Source organism: Streptomyces sp. MS06 (assembly GCF_047200655.1).
GTDB lineage: Bacteria > Actinomycetota > Actinomycetes > Streptomycetales > Streptomycetaceae > Streptomyces.
In genome coordinates this window covers 56,451-73,555 of record NZ_JBJZOJ010000009.1, presented here as the reverse complement: position 1 = coordinate 73,555, position 17,105 = coordinate 56,451, and the positions used below count along the sequence as shown (strand labels likewise).

15 protein-coding genes are annotated in these 17,105 nt (G+C 72.0%); 1 reads left to right on the top strand and 14 read right to left on the bottom strand.

Translation table 11 applies throughout. The annotated features are described in order from the left end of the window. Positions 1-10: 10 nt before the first annotated feature. The 6 genes from ACL02U_RS06650 to ACL02U_RS06625 form a co-directional block, all read right to left on the bottom strand. The gene (locus ACL02U_RS06650; RefSeq protein ID WP_412789706.1) at positions 11-754 is read right to left on the bottom strand and encodes an SDR family NAD(P)-dependent oxidoreductase; all 744 of its coding nucleotides are present in this window, start codon (positions 752-754) and stop codon (positions 11-13) included. A 57-nt stretch (positions 755-811) separates the two neighbouring features. Further along, positions 812-2,398 carry a Na+/H+ antiporter gene (locus ACL02U_RS06645; protein ID WP_412789705.1) on the bottom strand — a complete coding sequence of 529 codons (1,587 nt, stop codon included), beginning with the start codon at positions 2,396-2,398 and terminating at the stop codon, positions 812-814. 152 nt (positions 2,399-2,550) lie between these two features. After that, positions 2,551-3,042, bottom strand: a complete 492-nt coding sequence (locus ACL02U_RS06640; protein ID WP_412789704.1) for a GNAT family N-acetyltransferase — start codon at positions 3,040-3,042, stop codon at positions 2,551-2,553. Beyond that, positions 3,039-3,983, bottom strand: a complete 945-nt coding sequence (locus ACL02U_RS06635; RefSeq protein ID WP_412789703.1) for an RluA family pseudouridine synthase — start codon at positions 3,981-3,983, stop codon at positions 3,039-3,041. Before ACL02U_RS06635 ends, ACL02U_RS06640 begins: the two co-directional genes overlap by 4 nt. A 181-nt stretch (positions 3,984-4,164) precedes the next feature. Beyond that, positions 4,165-4,803 carry a signal peptidase II gene (gene lspA / locus ACL02U_RS06630; RefSeq protein ID WP_412789702.1) on the bottom strand — a complete coding sequence of 213 codons (639 nt, stop codon included), beginning with the start codon at positions 4,801-4,803 and terminating at the stop codon, positions 4,165-4,167. A gap of 70 nt (positions 4,804-4,873) precedes the next feature. Continuing rightward, entirely contained in the window at positions 4,874-5,914 is a 1,041-nt protein-coding gene (locus ACL02U_RS06625) for a TraR/DksA family transcriptional regulator (RefSeq protein ID WP_412789701.1), read from the bottom strand. Between the two features lie 622 nt (positions 5,915-6,536). Here ACL02U_RS06625 and ileS point away from each other — a divergent pair. Continuing rightward, positions 6,537-9,683, top strand: coding sequence for an isoleucine--tRNA ligase (ileS, locus tag ACL02U_RS06620; RefSeq protein WP_412789700.1), 3,147 nt, complete (start codon positions 6,537-6,539; stop codon positions 9,681-9,683). Positions 9,684-9,858: 175 nt separating this feature from the next. Here the strand turns inward: ileS and ACL02U_RS06615 are convergent, their stop codons facing one another. The 8 genes from ACL02U_RS06615 to murG all read right to left on the bottom strand — a co-directional run bounded on the left by ACL02U_RS06615 (position 9,859) and on the right by murG (position 17,099). After that, positions 9,859-11,025 carry a DivIVA domain-containing protein gene (locus ACL02U_RS06615; RefSeq protein WP_412789699.1) on the bottom strand — a complete coding sequence of 389 codons (1,167 nt, stop codon included), beginning with the start codon at positions 11,023-11,025 and terminating at the stop codon, positions 9,859-9,861. 46 nt (positions 11,026-11,071) lie between these two features. Continuing rightward, complete coding sequence (locus ACL02U_RS06610) at positions 11,072-11,368, bottom strand: YggT family protein (protein ID WP_412789698.1); 297 nt, start codon at positions 11,366-11,368, stop codon at positions 11,072-11,074. A gap of 50 nt (positions 11,369-11,418) precedes the next feature. Next, positions 11,419-12,060, bottom strand: coding sequence for a cell division protein SepF (locus tag ACL02U_RS06605; protein ID WP_412789697.1), 642 nt, complete (start codon positions 12,058-12,060; stop codon positions 11,419-11,421). A 128-nt stretch (positions 12,061-12,188) separates the two neighbouring features. Then, on the bottom strand, positions 12,189-12,953 hold the full coding sequence (locus ACL02U_RS06600) for a YggS family pyridoxal phosphate enzyme (protein WP_412789696.1): 765 nt from the start codon (positions 12,951-12,953) through the stop codon (positions 12,189-12,191). Between the two features lie 6 nt (positions 12,954-12,959). Beyond that, complete coding sequence (pgeF, locus tag ACL02U_RS06595) at positions 12,960-13,691, bottom strand: peptidoglycan editing factor PgeF (protein WP_412789695.1); 732 nt, start codon at positions 13,689-13,691, stop codon at positions 12,960-12,962. A 10-nt stretch (positions 13,692-13,701) separates the two neighbouring features. Then, entirely contained in the window at positions 13,702-14,895 is a 1,194-nt protein-coding gene (gene ftsZ / locus ACL02U_RS06590) for a cell division protein FtsZ (RefSeq protein WP_412789694.1), read from the bottom strand. A 278-nt stretch (positions 14,896-15,173) separates the two neighbouring features. After that, on the bottom strand, positions 15,174-15,968 hold the full coding sequence (locus ACL02U_RS06585; RefSeq protein WP_412789693.1) for a cell division protein FtsQ/DivIB: 795 nt from the start codon (positions 15,966-15,968) through the stop codon (positions 15,174-15,176). Between the two features lie 39 nt (positions 15,969-16,007). Further along, positions 16,008-17,099 carry an undecaprenyldiphospho-muramoylpentapeptide beta-N-acetylglucosaminyltransferase gene (gene murG / locus ACL02U_RS06580; protein ID WP_412789692.1) on the bottom strand — a complete coding sequence of 364 codons (1,092 nt, stop codon included), beginning with the start codon at positions 17,097-17,099 and terminating at the stop codon, positions 16,008-16,010. Positions 17,100-17,105: the final 6 nt, after the last annotated feature.

Sequence of the window (17,105 nt, the reverse complement as noted above, 5' to 3'; positions counted from 1 at the left end):
GCGGCACCGCTCAGTGGCCGCGCTCGGCGCCGCCGTTGACCTGGATGATCTGCGAGGTGATGTGCCCGGCACCGGGCGAGGCCAGCCAGTGCAGGGTGGCTGCCACGTCCCCGGGCGTCGCGGGACGCCCGGTGGAGGTCTCCGCGATCAGTTGCCGGCGCCGCGTCTCGTCCATCGAGTCGCCGAAGAAGCCGGTGTCCTCGACGTATCCGGGCGCGACCACGTTCACGGTGGTGCCGTGCGGTCCGAGCCGCCGGGCAAGGTCGTGGGCGTACGGGTGCAGGGCGGCCTTGGCGGCCGCGTAGGACCCGCTGCCCGAGCCCCGGTAGGCGGCGATGGAACTGACGAACAGCACCCGCCCGCCCGGGTCGGCGAGCCGGTGCTCCAGCGCCTCGGTGAGCAGCACCGCGGTCAGGGTGTTGAGGCGGAAGTCGGCGGTCCAGCGGTGCGCGGCCAGGTCGAGCGGGTCGTCGACACCCGGCGGTGCGGGCACCAGGCGTCCGGCTCCGCCGGCGCAGTTGAGCAGCACGTCCACGGTGCCGAGCTCCTCGGCGACGTACCGTGCGACACGGCGGACCTCGGCCGGATCGGCGAGGTCCGCGGGGAAGGCGAGCGCCCCGGGCACCTCGGCCCGCTCCAGCACGCCGGCCCGCCGCCCGAGCAGCAGTACCTGGTCCCCGTCGGCTGCGAAGGCCTGCGCCGCCGCGAGGCCGATTCCGGTACCGCCACCGCTGATCACGACGTTGCGAGTCATGATCCGAGCCTACTGAGGGGCGGTGGGCACCGCGCGGGATTTCGCCCCGCCTGCGGGTCATCGCAGGCTGCGCACGTCCAGATGGCGCAGCACCCGGTCCACGACCTCCGGATCCGCGCCCGGCTCGCTGCGTGCCGCCAGTACTTCGTGCCGCGCCGCGCTGAGCAGTTCCCCGTGCAGCCGGCGCACCCGCTTCAGCCGGGCCACCCGCTGCTCGTGGGCCTCCCGGCGCTCCTCCTCCCCGACCTCCGGACTGATCCGCACCCCGATCTCGACGGCCCGCCGCAGCATCTGCTCGGACAGCTCGTCGGGCAGTTCCTCGACGGCCTCGATCTCGCGCAGCCTGCGCTTGGCGGCCCGGGCCGCGCGGACCGCCAGCTCCTTCTCGAAGGCCTCCTCCCGCTCGGTGTCGGCCCGCACCCCCAGCAGCCGGACCAGCCAGGGCAGGGTCAGCCCCTGGGCCACCAGCGTCACCATGATCACTCCGAAGGCGATGAACACGATCTCGTCCCGGTCGGGGAAGGCGGCACCGGTGTCCGTGGTCAGCGGGACGGCCAGGGCCAGCGCCACCGAGGCGACGCCGCGCATCCCGGACCACCACATGATCACGGTCTCCCGCCAGCTCGTCGGGATGTCCTCGTCGTGGTCGCGGCGGGCGTGCAGCCGCTTGGTCAGCCAGGTGGCCGGCAGCAGATAGAGCAGCCGTACGGCGACCACCACGCCGACGACCGCTCCGGCCCAGCCGAGCATGTCGGCCCACCGCCCGGCCGCCGTGCGGACCGCGTTGTGCAGTTCCAGTCCGATCAGCCCGAACGCGACGCCGGTGACGAGCGTGTCGACGATGTTCCAGAAGGTGTGCCCGGCAAGGCGGGTCATGACGTCGTCGGCGTCGGCGGCGTACTCGGAGAGGAACAGCGCGGTGATCAGGACGGCGAGCACGCCGGATCCCTGGAGCTGCTCGGCGAGCACGTAGGCGGCGTACGGCACCAGCAGTGTCAGCCCGATCTGCAGGGTGGGGTCCTCCAGCAGGCCGAGCATCCGGTTCGCGGCCCAGCCCAGTGCGGTACCGACCGCCAGGGCGACGACCGCGGACAGCACCAGGTCGAGACCTGCCCGCCAGGGCGAGAAGCTGCCGGTGACGGCGGCGGCGATCGCGACGTGGTAGAGCACGATCGCCGTCACGTCGTTGAACAGGCCCTCGCCCTCCAGGATCGACACCAGCCGGCGCGGCAGGCCGAGCTGCCCGGCGACCGCGGTCGCCGCGACCGGGTCGGGCGGTGCGACCAGCGCCCCGAGGGCGAAGGCCGCGGCGACCGGCAGTCCCGGCACGATCGCGTGGGCGACGGCGGCCACGCACAGCATGGTCACGAAGACCAGCGCCACCGCCAGCAGGAGGATCGGCCGCACATTGGCGGTGAACTGCCGCCAGGAGGTCCGGCGCACCGCCGCGTACAGCAGCGGGGGCAGCAGCAGCGGAAGGATCAGTTCGGGCGGGATCTCGACGTTGGGCACGAAGTCGAGCAGGGCGAGCAGGATGCCGAGCAGCGTCACCAGCACGGGTGCCGGAAGCCGCAGCCGCTCCCCGACCGGCACGCTCACCACGGCCCCGACCAGCAGCACGAACAGCAGGGCCAACTGATCCACGGTCAGCGCTCCGGGCGGTCGACGGTGCGGCGGGAGAGAACGTCCCCCAGCCTGCCACGGTCTCGCGCCCACCAGCGCCTTTGCGGCTGCCGGCGCCGCATTGCGCCTCCGTCCGCGGGGCGGCGGGGCAGCGGGGCAGCGGGGCGGCAGGGCTACAGGGCGCGCCGCATCGACCGGTGCCAAATGCCCGCGTCCGGGAACTGCGGCCCGTAGGCCGTGTAGCCGAGCCGCTCGTAGAAGGCCAGCGCGTGCGTCTGCGCGTGCAGGTCGACCGCGGTGAGCCCGCGCACGCGTGCCGCCTCCTCGACGGCCCGCACCAGCGCCGCGCCGACACCCTGCCCGCGCGCCGCTCGGGTCACCGCGAGCCGGCCGAGCGAGCCCACCGAGGCCTCGCCGCCGTTCTTCGCGGCGGCCGCCTCGCCGTGCAGCAGCCGCCCGGCGCCGATCGGCACGCCGTCCGCGCGGACGGCCAGCACGTGCACCGCTCCGGCGTCGTGGGCGTCGTACTCGATCTCCTCCGGCACGCCCTGCTCGGCGACGAAGACCTCCTTGCGCACGGCGAAGCAGGCCGCGCGGTCGGCGGGGTCCTCGGCGACCCGGACGACGTAGTCCGGGACGGCGTCCGCGGGGTTCGGCCCGCTCATGCCCAGGTCTCCTCGCGGACCTGGTCGAGGGCCTCCTGGAGGTCGTCCGGGTAGCGGCTGGCGAACTCGACCCACCGCCCGTCCCCGGGGTGCTCGAAGCCGAGCCGTACCGCGTGCAGCCACTGCCGGTGCAGCTTCAGGCGCCGGGCGAGCGTGGGGTCGGCCCCGTAGGTCAGGTCGCCGACGCAGGGGTGCCGGTGGGCCGCCATGTGGACGCGGATCTGGTGGGTGCGGCCGGTCTCCAGCTTCACGTCGAGCAGGGAGGCCGCCCGGAAGGCTTCGATGAGGTCGTAGTGCGTCACGGACGGCTTGCCGTCCGCGGTGACCGCCCACTTGTAGTCGTGGTTCGGATGGCGGCCGATGGGCGCGTCGATGGTGCCGCTGGTCGGGTCGGGGTGGCCCTGCACGAGGGTGTGGTAGCGCTTGTCGACCGTGCGCTCCTTGAACTGGCGCTTGAGCGAGGTGTACGCGTGCTCCGACTTGGCGACCACCATCAGGCCGGAGGTGCCGACGTCCAGGCGGTGCACGATGCCCTGCCGCTCGGCGGCACCGGAGGTCGAGATGCGGTAGCCGGCCGCCGCCAGCCCGCCGATCACGGTAGGTCCGGTCCAGCCGGGCGACGGATGCGCGGCCACCCCGACCGGTTTGCCGATCACCACGACGTCGTCGTCGTCGTGCACGATCTCCATGCCCTCGACCGGCTCGGCGACGACCTGAACGGGGGCGGGTGCCTGCGGCATCTCGACCTCCAGCCAGGCACCGCCGTGGACCCGCTCGGACTTCCCGACCACCGTCCCGTCGACCGCGACCTTGCCCGCCGCGGCGAGCTCGGCCGCCTTGGTGCGGGAGAAGCCGAACATCCGGGAGATGGCGGCGTCGACGCGCTCGCCCTCCAGGCCGTCGGGCACGGGCAGGGTACGGATCTCGGGAATCGTGCTCACCCGTCGAGTATGCCGGACGGCGAGGGCGCCTCCGCAGGCGCGGTACCGGGACGGGGACGGGCACGGTGCCGGCTCGGTGCCGGTGGACGGCTCGATCCCGGTGGACGGCTCGATCCCGGTGGACGGCTCGATCCCGGTGGACGGCTCGATCCCGGTGGACGGCTCAGTCCCGGTGGACGGCTCAGTCCCGGTGGACGGTGCCGTCCGGGTCGACGCCGCGGAAGGAGAGCAGCACGATCAGGATGCCGCCGCACACGATCGCCGAGTCCGCCAAGTTGAACACGGCGAAGTGCTTCGGGGCGATGAAGTCGACGACCCTGCCCTCGAGGACGCCCGGCGAGCGGAAGATCCGGTCGGTGAGGTTGCCGAGCGCGCCGCCGAGCAGCAGTCCGAGCGCGATCGCCCAGGGCAGGCTGTACAGCTTGCGCGCGAGCCGGGCGATCACCACGATCACGGCGGCCGCGATCACCGAGAAGATCACCGTGAAGGCCTCACCGAAGCCGAAGGCCGCACCCGCGTTGCGGATCGCCTCCAGCTTCAGCCAGTCCCCGAGGATCTCGATCGGCGCGTGGTGCTCCAGCTTCGCCACCACGATCAGCTTGCTGACCAGGTCGAGCGCGTACGCGAACGCGGCGACCGCGAACAGCACCGCGACCCGGCGGGCACGCGGCGACGCGGCCTCGGCGCTCTGCTGCCCCTCGAGGGGGCCCTGGCCGGCCGGGAGGTCCTGCCCCTGGGAGCCGCCGGACGACCGCTCCGGCCCGGCCTGCGCCTCGTCCGGGGTGTCCGGCGTACCGATGATGCGCTCCGCTTCTGCCACGTGAGTCCCTCGACCTAGGTACCTGACTGGGGACGAGCGTACGGCACGCCCGTCCCCGGCGAGGGAGCGGTCAGTACCTGCGCTCCTGCTTCTGCTTGCACTCCACGCACAGCGTGGCCCGCGGGAAGGCCTGCATACGGGCCTTCCCGATGGGGTTGCCGCAGTTCTCGCACAGACCGTACGTCCCGGTGTCCAGCCGCTGCAGGGCACGCTCCACCTGGAGGAGCATCTCGCGCGCGTTCGCGGCCAGCGCCAGCTCGTGCTCGCGGGTGATGTTCTTCGTGCCGGTGTCCGCCTCGTCGTCACCGGCGCCGTCCGCGGAGTCCCGCATGAGGCCGGCCAGGGACTGCTCGGACGAGGCGATCTCGGCGCGCAGCCGCGCCACCTCCGAGTGCAGCTCGGCGCGGGCCTCCTCGACCTCCTCCGGCGCCCACGGGTCCTCGCCGGGACGCACCGCCAGTTCGCCGGGCTCCGCCGCGCCGCCGCGCGCCTTGGGAACGCCGCTCTTCCCCGCCGTGGCCGTGCCTGGAGTCTTCTTCGCAACCACTGTCGTGGCTCCCGTCTGCTCCGCGGCCTCAGCCGCGCCCGCCTTCTTGGACGTGCTCTTCGCGGCGGCCCGTTTCCCGGCCGCCTTCTTCCCCGCCGTCTTCCTCGCCGCCTTCTCGGCCGGCTTCTTCCCGGCGGCCTGCCCGCCGGAGGCGGCCGGGCTGCTCGCCGCTTCCCCCGCGGCCGCTCCTTCCGCCCCCTCCGTCGCAGCCCCTGCCTCGTGCGTACGCCGCGCCCGCTCGGCCCCCGCCTCCTCGCCGGCCCGCTTTCCCGGAGCCGCCTTCCTGCCGGCCGCCCTCTTCGCGGTCGCCTTCCTCGCGGTCGCCTTCCTCGCGGCCGTCCTCTTCGCGGCCGGTTTCCCGGAGGATTCCGCCGCCCCGTGTTCGACCGGTGCATTCTCCCCCGCCGGCCCGTTCCGCGCTGCCTTCTCGGCCGCGCCGGCCGCGGCTGCGGTACCCGTGGCACCGGACTTCGCCGCGCCCGCCTCCCCGGCCGCGCCACCGCCGGGGGCACGCTCCGCCCTCCCGGCTGCCGACTGCTGTACGGCGGTCTTCTTCGCCACCATGGCCGCGGCCCCTTCACATATTGTGATCTTGCTCGCGAATCGTGCTGGGACGATAAATCGACCCGGGGCACGCGGCAACGGGGCACACCGTCGGATTCGCCCGCCCCGGGCGCGGCGCGCGCCGAGCATGCATCCGTTGTGCCCAGCTCCCCGGCCGGTAATCCGCAAAGCGGGGCGTCCACGGACCCGAGTACCCGTACCTGCCCATTCGGGTCATCCCACGCACCGTCCGCGCTCGCCCCCGCACCCGACCGCGCGCCGGCGCACCGCCGCGGAAAAGGGGTCGGACGCCGCCCCCGCGGCGCCGTACACTGGGCGGAGCGAGAAGCGTGGATGGGGACGAGTAGCGGCGTAGGCAGCCCAGAGCGACCCGGGGACGGTGGGAGCCCGGGGGCCGGCGCGGCGTGAAGATCACCCCGGAGCCGCCGGAAGAAAGCCGGGCAGGACCGCCGGCGAGTAGAACCGGCTTCGCGACCCCAATGAGGGGGCTCACCGGTGCACACGGAGCACCGGGGGCCAAGGAGGGTGGTACCGCGGGAGCGCGCCGACAGCGGCGCACAGCAAGCACGAGGCTCTCGTCCCTCCGACGGAAGGCAGAAAGTCCGCCGGAGGAAGAACGCCGATGACGACAGCGCCGACGTACCGCCAGGTACCCGCTCAGGTCGACCTGCCCGCGCTCGAGCACGCCGTGCTCGACTTCTGGCGCGAGCAGAAGATCTTCGCCAAGACCCTGGAGCAGTCCGAGGGCCGCCCCGAGTGGGTGTTCTACGAGGGCCCGCCCACCGCCAACGGGATGCCCGGCGCGCACCACATCGAGGCCCGGGTCTTCAAGGACGTCTTCCCCCGCTTCCGCACCATGCGCGGCCACCACGTGGCGCGCAAGGCGGGCTGGGACTGCCACGGACTGCCGGTGGAACTGGCGGTGGAGAAGGAGCTGGGCTTCTCCGGCAAGCAGGACATCGAGGCGTACGGCATCGCCGAGTTCAACGCCCGGTGCCGCGAGTCGGTGACCCGCCACACCGACGCGTTCGCCGAGCTGACCACCCGCATGGGCTACTGGGTCGACCTGGACGACGCCTACCGGACCATGGACCCCGAGTACGTGGAGTCCGTCTGGTGGTCGCTGAAGGAGATCTTCTCCAAGGGGCTCCTGGTCCAGGACCACCGGGTCGCCCCCTGGTGCCCGCGCTGCGGCACCGGCCTCTCCGACCACGAGCTGGCCCAGGGCTACGAGACGGTCGTCGACCCCTCCGTCTACGTCCGCTTCCCGCTCACCTCCGGCCCGCTGGCCGGCCGGGCCTCGCTGCTGGTGTGGACGACCACGCCCTGGACACTGGTCTCCAACACGGCCGTGGCCGCGCACCCCGAGGTCCGCTACGTCGTGGCGACCGACGGCGAGGAGGAGATCGTCGTCGCCGAGCCGCTGCTCGGCAAGGCACTCGGCGAGGGCTGGGAGCCGACCGGCGCGGCCTTCACCGGCGCCGAGATGGAGCGCTGGACCTACCGGCGCCCCTTCGAACTGGTCGAGTTCCCGGAGCCGGCGCACTTCGTGGTGAACGCCGACTACGTCACCACGGAGGACGGCACCGGCCTGGTGCACCAGTCCCCCGCCTTCGGTGAGGACGACCTCAGGGTCTGCCGCGCCTACGGACTGCCCGTGGTCAACCCGGTCCGCGCGGACGGCACCTTCGCCGAGGAGGTGCCGCTGGTCGGCGGTGTCTTCTTCAAGAAGGCCGACGAGCGGCTCACCGAGGACCTGGACAGCCGAGGGCTGCTCTTCCGGCACCTGCCGTACGAGCACAGCTACCCGCACTGCTGGCGCTGCCACACCGCGCTCCTCTACTACGCACAGCCGTCCTGGTACATCCGCACGACGGCGATCAAGGACCGCCTGATCGAGGAGAACGAGCGGACCAACTGGTTCCCCGAGACGGTCAAGCACGGCCGCTACGGCGACTGGCTGGACAACAACATCGACTGGGCGCTGTCCCGCAACCGCTACTGGGGCACCCCGCTGCCCGTCTGGCGCTGCGAGGAGGGCCACCTCACCTGCGTCGGCTCCCGCACGGAGCTGACCGAGCTGTCCGGCACCGACCAGTCCGCCCTGGACCCGCACCGCCCGTACATCGACGAGGTCGTCTTCGCCTGCCCGCAGCAGGACTGCGGCCGGACGGCCACCCGCGTACCGGAGGTCATCGACGCCTGGTACGACTCGGGGTCGATGCCCTTCGCGCAGTGGGGCTACCCGTACAAGAACAAGGAGCTGTTCGAGTCCCGGTACCCGGCGCAGTTCATCTCCGAGGCGATCGACCAGACCCGCGGCTGGTTCTACACGCTGATGGCGGTCGGCACCCTGGTCTTCGACAGGTCCTCCTACGAGAACGTCGTCTGCCTCGGCCACATCCTCGCCGAGGACGGCCGGAAGATGTCCAAGCACCTGGGCAACATCCTCCAGCCGATCCCGCTGATGGACCAGCACGGCGCGGACGCCGTCCGCTGGTTCATGGCGGCCGGCGGCTCCCCCTGGGCGGCCCGCCGGGTCGGCCACGGCACCATCCAGGAGGTGGTGCGCAAGACGCTGCTCACCTACTGGAACACCGTCGCCTTCCAGGCGCTGTACGCCCGCACCTCGAACTGGGCGCCGTCCGCGTCCGACCCCGCACCGGCCGAGCGGCCGCTGCTGGACCGGTGGCTGCTGTCCGAACTGCACGCGCTCACCGACCAGGTCACCGCGTCCCTGGACGCGTACGACACCCAGCGCGCCGGCAAGCTGCTGTCCGCGTTCGTCGACGACCTGTCCAACTGGTACGTCCGGCGTTCCCGTCGCCGCTTCTGGCAGGGCGACGCGGCCGCGCTGCGCACGCTCCACGAGGTGCTGGAGACGGTCACCCGGCTGATGGCCCCGATCACCCCGTTCATCACGGAGCGGGTGTGGCAGGACCTGGTCGTGCCGGTCACCCCGGGCGCCCCGGAGTCGGTGCACCTGTCGTCCTGGCCGGAGGCCGACCTGTCCGCCGTCGACCCGGAGCTGTCCCGGCAGATGCTGCTGGTGCGCCGGCTGGTGGAGCTGGGCCGTGCCACCCGCGCGGAGTCGGGCGTCAAGACGCGCCAGCCGCTGCGGCGCGCGCTGATCGCGGCGGCCGGCTTCGACTCGCTCGACCCTCAACTGCACGCGCAGATCACCGAGGAGCTGAACGTGGAGTCGCTGGCCTCGCTGAGCGAGGTCGGCGGGTCCCTGGTGGACACCACCGCGAAGGCCAACTTCCGTGCCCTGGGCAAGCGGTTCGGGAAGCGGGTCCAGGACGTGGCGAAGGCGGTCGCGCAGGCGGACGCCGCCGCACTGTCCCTGGCCCTGCGCGCCGGCACGGCGTCGGTGGAGGTCGACGGCGAGACGATCGGCCTCGCCCCCGACGAGGTGATCATCACGGAGACCCCGCGCGAGGGCTGGTCGGTGGCGTCCGACGCGGGCGCGACGGTGGCCCTGGACCTGGAGATCACCGAGGAGCTGCGGCGCGCGGGGCTGGCCCGGGACGCGATCCGCCTGATCCAGGAGGCGCGCAAGAACAGCGGCCTCGACGTCGCCGACCGGATCGCGCTCCGCTGGACCGCGGCGGACCCGGCGACCGTGACGGCGCTGTCCGAGCACGCCGGCCTGATCGCCGACGAGGTCCTCGCCACGGACTTCGCCCGGGGCGAGGCCGAGGACGGCTACGGCAGCCCGTTCACCGACGAGGGTCTGGGGCTGACGTTCCACCTGCGCAAGGTGTAGCCGGCCGGCGGTCGACGCACGAAGGTCCGGCTCCGTACGGGGCCGGACCTTCGACGTGCGGGAGGGGCAGGCGGGAGCGGGAAAAGGGCGGGGCCCCGGACGTGTGTCCGGGGCCCCGCCCTGTGCTGCAGGCTGCCGATGCCTACGCGATGCTGCTACCGGCCTCGCCGGCCCGTCAGTTGTCGTCCTCGTCGATGAGGAACCCGCGCATCGGAGAGGGCGCCTGGCCCATCGGCGACGGGCCCTGCGGGCGCACCGGCGCCATGGGCTGGGTCATCGCCGGCGTCATCTGCTGCTGGCCGCCGTAGGACGGGCCCGAGGCGCCGCCCGGCTGGTTGCCGCCGCCCATCTGGTTGCCACCGTAGGACGGGGAGCTCGCGCCGGCCGGAGCCATGGAAGGCGCCGGGGACGGCGGCAGGGAGGCCGTGGCGGGGGTGCGCGGCGGGGCGAGGGAGTCGTCGGCCTGGGTCTCGAGCTGGCGCAGCTGCGACTCCAGGTAGGACTTCAGCCGCGTGCGGTACTCGCGCTCGAAGCCCCGCAGGTCCTCGACCTTGCGCTCGAGCGTGGCGCGGGCGGACTCCAGGGAGCCCATCGCGACGCGGTGCTTCTCCTGCGCGTCCCGCTCCAGGGCGTCGGCCTTGGCACGGGCGTCCCGCTCCAGACCCTCGGCGCGCGAACGGGCCTCGCCCACGATCTTGTTGGCCTCGGAACGGGCCTCCGCGATCGCCTGGTCGGCGGTCTGCTGAGCCAGCGACAGGACGCGCGCGGCGCTGTCGCCCCCGGGGCCGCCCTGACCGGGACCGCCCTGACCGGGGCCGCCCATCGGGCCGCCCATCGGTCCACCCATGTGCTGCTGCATGGGGCCGCCCTGGCCCATCGGGCCGGGACCCTGGGGGCCCTGGGGACCCTGTGGGCCCTGACCCATCGGACCGTGGCCCTGCGGGCCCTGGCCGCCGGGGCCGGCAGGCAACTGCGGGGCACCGCTCGGCAGCTGGGGCGGACCGCCCATGGGGCCGCCCATCTGCTGCTGCGGCGGGCCCGATATACCGGCGGGCACCGGACCACCGGGACCTCGCATGCCCTGCTGCTGCTGTTGCTGCTGCTGCGGTGGCGGCGGTCCGTCCTGGGACTCGGGCGGCTTGCGCATGTTCTGCTGGTTCTGCGCGGCGGCACGGGTGGCCGCGGCCAGCTTGGCGCGCAGGTCCTCGTTCTCGCGCAGCAGCCGGGTCAGTTCGGCTTCGACCTCATCGAGGAAGGCATCGACCTCGTCCTCGTCATAGCCTTCTCGGAGGCGGACGGTCGTGAACTGCTTGTTCCGCACGTCCTCGGGGGTCAACGGCATCTCTTCACCTCAACGTAGTCATCGGCAGTCGGCAAGACCGTATCTCTCACACCGCCCCCATCCCGCTGGCAACGATCACACGCAGGACAAAGACGATGATCATCAGTACGAAGAAGGACAGGTCGAGCGCCACGCCCCCGAGACGCAGCGGCGGGATGAACCGCCGCAGAAGCTTCAGCGGTGGATCGGTGACAGTGTAGGTGGCCTCCAGGAGGACCACCATCGCCTTGCCGGGTTGCCACGAGCGGGCGAACTGGAAGACGTAGTCCATGACCAACCGGAAGATGAGCACGACGAGGAACACCGTCAGCGCGATGTAGAGAATCTCCAGGAACACGCCCATGATCGGTGTTTCCCTCTCCCCTGTTCGTACTTCTTGTCCGGTTGTGCTTCTCAGCTCTGGTTGAAGAACCCGCCCTCTGCGATGCGGGCCTTGTCCTCCGCCGTGACATCGACGTTAGCAGGCGACAACAGGAACACCTTCTGCGTCACCCGTTCGATGCTGCCGTGAAGACCAAACACCAAACCGGCCGCAAAGTCGACAAGTCGCTTCGCGTCTGTGTCATCCATCTCAGTCAGATTCATGATCACCGGGGTGCCCTCACGGAAGTGTTCCCCGATGGTACGGGCCTCGTTGTAGGTCCGGGGGTGAAGCGTGGTGATCCGGTAAGGCTCTCGTTCCGACACGACCTTGGGCATGATCACCGGTGCGTTCTTCTCCAGGGACTGACGTTCTTGTGTGATGGACGCCACGGGCGCGATCCGCGCCGGACGACCGGATTCCGCAGCGGGTGGAGCGGGGCGGGCAACCGGCTCGCGCGGCGCGGGCGGTTGCACGTTTCGCACCTCTTCGCCCCTTTGGGGCTGATGCGCACCGTGCGCCGCGTGAGACACCTCATGCCGCCGGAGGTCCCGTTCGGGCTCAGGGTCGAGTTCGGGCTCGAAGTCGTCATCGGGGTCGAATCCCCGGCCGTCGTAACCATCGTCCTCCACGAGGCCGAGGTAGACCGCCATCTTGCGCATCGCGCCGGCCATGCTCTGAGTCCTCCGCTCTGTGGTGGATCGGCTGACGACTGCCAAGTGCCCGCGATCCACGTGGTCGTTACTTCCGCTTTCGGCGGTAATGACCATATTTTCTGCTGTGGTCCGACTTCTTGGCGACGTTACCCGAGCCCGGCGCGGACTCCGAGTACCGCGGTGCCGACGCGCACATGTGTCGCTCCGGCCGCCACCGCGTCCTCCAGGTCCGCACTCATCCCTGCCGAGACCATGGTGGCAGCCGGATGAGCCCTGCGCAGGTCAGTCGACAAATCCATCAACCGATCGAACGCCGCACGTGGACGGCCCGCGTACGCCCCGGCGAGCGGGGCTACCGTCATCAGCCCCGCCGGCCTCAGACCCGGCGAGCGGGCGATCAGATCGGCCAACTCGCCGATCTCCGCGGGCGCCACGCCGCCCCGGCCCCCCGTCGACACCCGCCCCTCCCGGGAACCGCCTCCGACCCCCGGCGCCGGAGCGCTCTCCTCCGCGTCCAGGGCGACCTGGACGAGGCAGCCGATCTCCCGCCCGGCGCGCACGGCCTCCCTCGACAGGGCGGTCACCAGCCGGGCGCGGTCCACGGACTGCACGAGGTCGGCGTAACCGACCACGGAGCGCACCTTGTTGGTCTGCAACTGGCCGACGAAATGCCAGACGAGCGGAAGGTCCGCGCACTGGGCGGCCTTGGGCGCCGCGTCCTGGTCCCGGTTCTCGGCGACGTGGCGCACCCCGAGTTCCGCCAGGATCCGCACATCGCTCGCCGGGTAGGTCTTGGTGACCACGATCAGCGTGACCTCGTCCCGGGCACGCCCCGCGGCCGCGCACGCCTCGGCGATACGCCGCTCCACCTTCGCCAGGTTCCCGGCGATTTCGTCCTTACGGTCCGTCATGCCCCATCAGTCCAGCCAGACATAGCCGGCGAGCCGCCCGGTGGTGCGGTCGCGGCGGTACGAGAAGTGGTCGTGCGACTCGCGCGTGCAGACCGGCGACTGCCCCCGGTCGCGCACGCCGAGCCTGGTGAGCTGGGCGTGCACGCCGGCGGTCACGTCGACCGCGGGTGTGCCCCAGCTCGTCTCGGCGTGTGCCGCCGGTTCGGCGGCGGACACCTCGGCGCGCATCGCCGCCGGGACTTCGTAGCACCGGCCGCACACGGCGGGCCCGGTCCGGGCGACGATCCGGGACGTCTCGGCCCCCAGCGCGGACATCGCACGCAGCGCTGCGGGAACGACTCCCGCCACCATGCCCGGCCGGCCCGCGTGGACCGCGGCCACGACCCCGGCGACCGGATCGGCGAGCAGGACCGGTGTGCAGTCCGCGGTGAGCACCGCCAGGGCGAGTCCGCGCCGGGCGGTGACGACGGCGTCCACGGAGGGGATCGGGGAAGCGGGGTCCCAGGGACCGTCCACCGCCGCCGCGTCCGCCCCGTGCACCTGGTTCATCCACACCACCCGGGCGGGGTCGAGCCCCAGGGCCCCGGCCGCCAGTGCCCGGTTGGCCTCCACTGCTGCGGGGTCGTCGCCGACCGCCCCGCCGAGATTGAGCTCCTCGTACGGAACGGCGCTCACCCCGCCCCACCGGTCGGTGAAGGCGAAGTGGGCGCCGTCCGCGGTTTCGCGCTGTCCTATCACGTCGGAAGGATCACTTGAGGAAGTCCGGTACGTCCAGCTCCTCGGCCGCGCTGTCCGCGTAGGTCCGCGGTGCCGGGGTGACCGGCGGGGCGACCGGGATCTCGGGCGCCGGCTCGACGACGGGCTCCGGCTCCTCCTTGGGCTTCACACTGCCGAGCGCGCCGAAGTTCGGACGGCTCTCGGCGGGCCGGACCGGCACCGGCTCCTCCCGCTTGGCCGAGGAGGAGCCGAGCACGTTGTCCCGCTTGGACGGGGGCTGACCGCCGTCGAACCCGGCGGCGATGACGGTGACCCGGACCTCGTCGCCGAGGGCGTCGTCGATGACCGCGCCGAAGATGATGTTCGCCTCGGGGTGGGCGGCCTCGCTGACGAGCTGGGCCGCCTCGTTGATCTCGAACAGGCCGAGGTCGGAGCCGCCGGAGATGGAGAGCAGCACACCGCGGGCACCGTCGATGGACGCCTCCAGCAGCGGCGAGGAGATCGCCATCTCGGCCGCGGCCACCGCCCGGTCGTCGCCCCGGGCCGATCCGATGCCCATCAGGGCGGAACCGGCCTCGGACATGACCGACTTGACGTCGGCGAAGTCGAGGTTGATCAGGCCGGGGGTGGTGATCAGGTCGGTGATGCCCTGCACACCGGAGAGCAGGACCTGGTCGGCCGACTTGAAGGCGTCCAGTACCGACACCTGGCGGTCGGAGATGGAGAGCAGCCGGTCGTTGGGGATGACGATGAGGGTGTCGACCTCTTCGCGCAGCTCCGCGATGCCGTCCTCGGCCTGGTTGGCGCGGCGCCGGCCCTCGAAGGTGAACGGGCGGGTGACCACGCCGATGGTCAGGGCACCCAGCGACCGGGCGATGTTGGCGACGACCGGGGCGCCGCCGGTGCCGGTGCCGCCGCCCTCGCCGGCCGTCACGAAGACCATGTCGGCCCCCTTGAGGACCTCCTCGATCTCCTCGCGGTGGTCCTCGGCGGCCTTGCGGCCGACGGCCGGGTTGGCTCCGGCGCCGAGTCCGCGGGTGAGTTCGCGGCCGACGTCGAGCTTGACGTCGGCGTCGCTCATCAACAGCGCCTGCGCGTCGGTGTTGATGGCGATGAACTCGACGCCCTTGAGACCGACCTCGATCATCCGGTTGATGGCATTGACACCACCGCCGCCGACACCGATGACTTTGATGACTGCGAGGTAGTTCTGCGGTGCTGCCACGTCGAAGGCCTCTCGCCTCGAGTTACGTGTCGCCGCCTCGCGGGTTCCCGCGATCCGACGACTGATGCCGAATGGGACGGTCCGAATCGCCGACCCGAACCCTAACGCTGAAGTTTAGGGTTACCAGTGTGTCTGTTCCCTGGAGTCTTCTGAACAGGACACTAAGTCGACAAGCGGCGCGCGTTCAACGAACACGCCGAACCTCCCGTTTTTCTTTTCACCCTATGTGATCAGCCGTAGCGCTGCCCAACCAGGGTGCTGGCCTGCACGAATGTGCGTCAACTCCCCGATGACGCCGGGGCGGTGGGAACACTCACATCGAAGTGCCGGGCGTCGGGTGCCGCTTTCATCAGCGCGGTCAGCACCCGGGCCTTGGCACGCCCGTCCTCGGCGCTCCCCCACAGCACGCTGCGGCCGCCCCCCAACTCCAGCGAGATGGCGTCGTAAGTGCGGACCTTGACGGCCCGGGTGCGCTGTGCGACACCGGCCGGAACCGCTCCCGCCACCCGGACCGCCTCACGGACCAGGCGGTCCTCGTCGAACCGGCGCAGGCTCGCGGCGGCCGAACCGGCCCGGGAAAGGGTCAATTCGAGAAGAGGCACACCTTTCGGCGCATCAGAAACCGTGGCGAAGCGGACGCCTTCGCTGTCCACTTCGACGAAGTTACCGCCCTTTCGGACGAGAAGAACCGGATTCCTCTCCGTCACTTTCAGCCCGATTCCGTGCGGCCAGGACCGGACCGCGTCCACCCGGCGGATCCGGGGCAGCTCCCGGCGCAGCCGCGCCTCGATCGCGTCGGTGTCGACCGAGACCAGCGACGCCCCGAGAGGTACGTCGGCCGCCTCGCGCACCTGCTGCGGCGTCAGCACGCGGGTGCCGGAGACCGAGACGTGCCGGACGCGCAGCCAGGGGGAGCCGTAGAGCACCCACACCCCGCCGGACGCGCACAGCACCAGGGCCAGCACGAGGGCGAGGAGGACTCGGGCGCGGCGGGGGGAGAGTCGCCGGAGGGGGAGCGGGCCGGGCGAGTCCTGCTGGCGTTCACCGCGCTCGGCGGTGGTCGGTCCGGCCACGGCGCGCTCCTTTCCTGGCGGGGGACTCCCCCCGGGGCGTCACTGGCGGCGCGAGGCGATCGCCTCGTACACCATGCCGACGAGCAGGTCGTCGGCGTCGCGCCGGCCGAACTCGGCGGCGGCACGGGACATCTCGTACAGCCGGTGCGGGTCGGCGAGCACCGGAAGGACGTGGCGCTGCACCCATTCGGGCGTCAGCTCCGCGTCGTCGACCAGCAGACCGCCGCCGGCCTTGACCACCGGCTGGGCGTTCAGCCGCTGCTCGCCGTTGCCCACCGGCAGCGGGACGTACGCGGCCGGAAGCCCGACGGCGGAGAGTTCGGCGACGGTCATCGCGCCCGCACGGCAGAGCATCATGTCGGCCGCGGCGTACGCGAGGTCCATCCGGTCCAGATAACTTACCGGGACATAAGGCGGCATTCCCGGCATCTGCTGTACCTGCGGCACTTCGTTCTTCGGACCGACCGCGTGCAGGATCTGGACGCCGGCCTGCTGGAGCCACGGCGCGACCTGCTGGACCACCTCGTTGAGGCGGCGGGCGCCCTGGGAACCGCCGGAGACCAGCAGCGTGGGCAGATTGGGGTCGAGGCCGAACATCGCACGGGCCTCGGGACGGGCTGCCGCCCGGTCGAGGGTGGCGACCGAGTGGCGCAGCGGGATGCCGATGTAGCGGGCACCGCGCAGCTTGCTGTCCGGGGTGGCGACGGCGACCTGGGCGGCGTAGCGGGAGCCGATCTTGTTGGCGAGACCGGGGCGGGCATTGGCCTCGTGGATGACGATCGGCACGCCCAGGCGCTTGGCCGCGAGATACCCGGGCAGGGCGACATAGCCGCCGAAGCCGACCACGACGTCGGCCTTGGTGCGCTCCAGGACCTGCTCGGCCGCCTTGATGGTGCCGCGCAGCCGGCCCGGGACGGTGATCAGCTCGGGGGTGGGTTTGCGCGGCAGCGGCACGGCCGGGATCAGCGCCAGTTCGTAGCCCCGCTGCGGTACCAGCTGGGTCTCCAGGCCGCGCTCCGTGCCCAAGGCCGTGATCCCCACGGTCGGGTCCTGCCTGCGCAGGGCGTCCGCGAGGGCGAGCGCGGGCTCGATGTGGCCCGCGGTACCCCCGCCGGCGAGTACGACATGCACCGAAAT

What these genes read in the sequence shown, in the direction of transcription:
- ACL02U_RS06650 (WP_412789706.1), bottom strand. Translation starts at nt 754, where the DNA reads ATGACTCGCAACGTCGTGATCAGCGGTGGCGGTACCGGAATCGGCCTC.
- ACL02U_RS06640 (WP_412789704.1), bottom strand. Translation starts at nt 3,042, where the DNA reads ATGAGCGGGCCGAACCCCGCGGACGCCGTCCCGGACTACGTCGTCCGG.
- ACL02U_RS06625 (WP_412789701.1), bottom strand. Translation starts at nt 5,914, where the DNA reads ATGGTGGCGAAGAAGACCGCCGTACAGCAGTCGGCAGCCGGGAGGGCG.
- ileS (WP_412789700.1), top strand. Translation starts at nt 6,537, where the DNA reads ATGACGACAGCGCCGACGTACCGCCAGGTACCCGCTCAGGTCGACCTG.
- ACL02U_RS06615 (WP_412789699.1), bottom strand. Translation starts at nt 11,025, where the DNA reads ATGCCGTTGACCCCCGAGGACGTGCGGAACAAGCAGTTCACGACCGTC.
- ACL02U_RS06610 (WP_412789698.1), bottom strand. Translation starts at nt 11,368, where the DNA reads ATGGGCGTGTTCCTGGAGATTCTCTACATCGCGCTGACGGTGTTCCTC.
- ACL02U_RS06605 (WP_412789697.1), bottom strand. Translation starts at nt 12,060, where the DNA reads ATGGCCGGCGCGATGCGCAAGATGGCGGTCTACCTCGGCCTCGTGGAG.
- ACL02U_RS06600 (WP_412789696.1), bottom strand. Translation starts at nt 12,953, where the DNA reads ATGACGGACCGTAAGGACGAAATCGCCGGGAACCTGGCGAAGGTGGAG.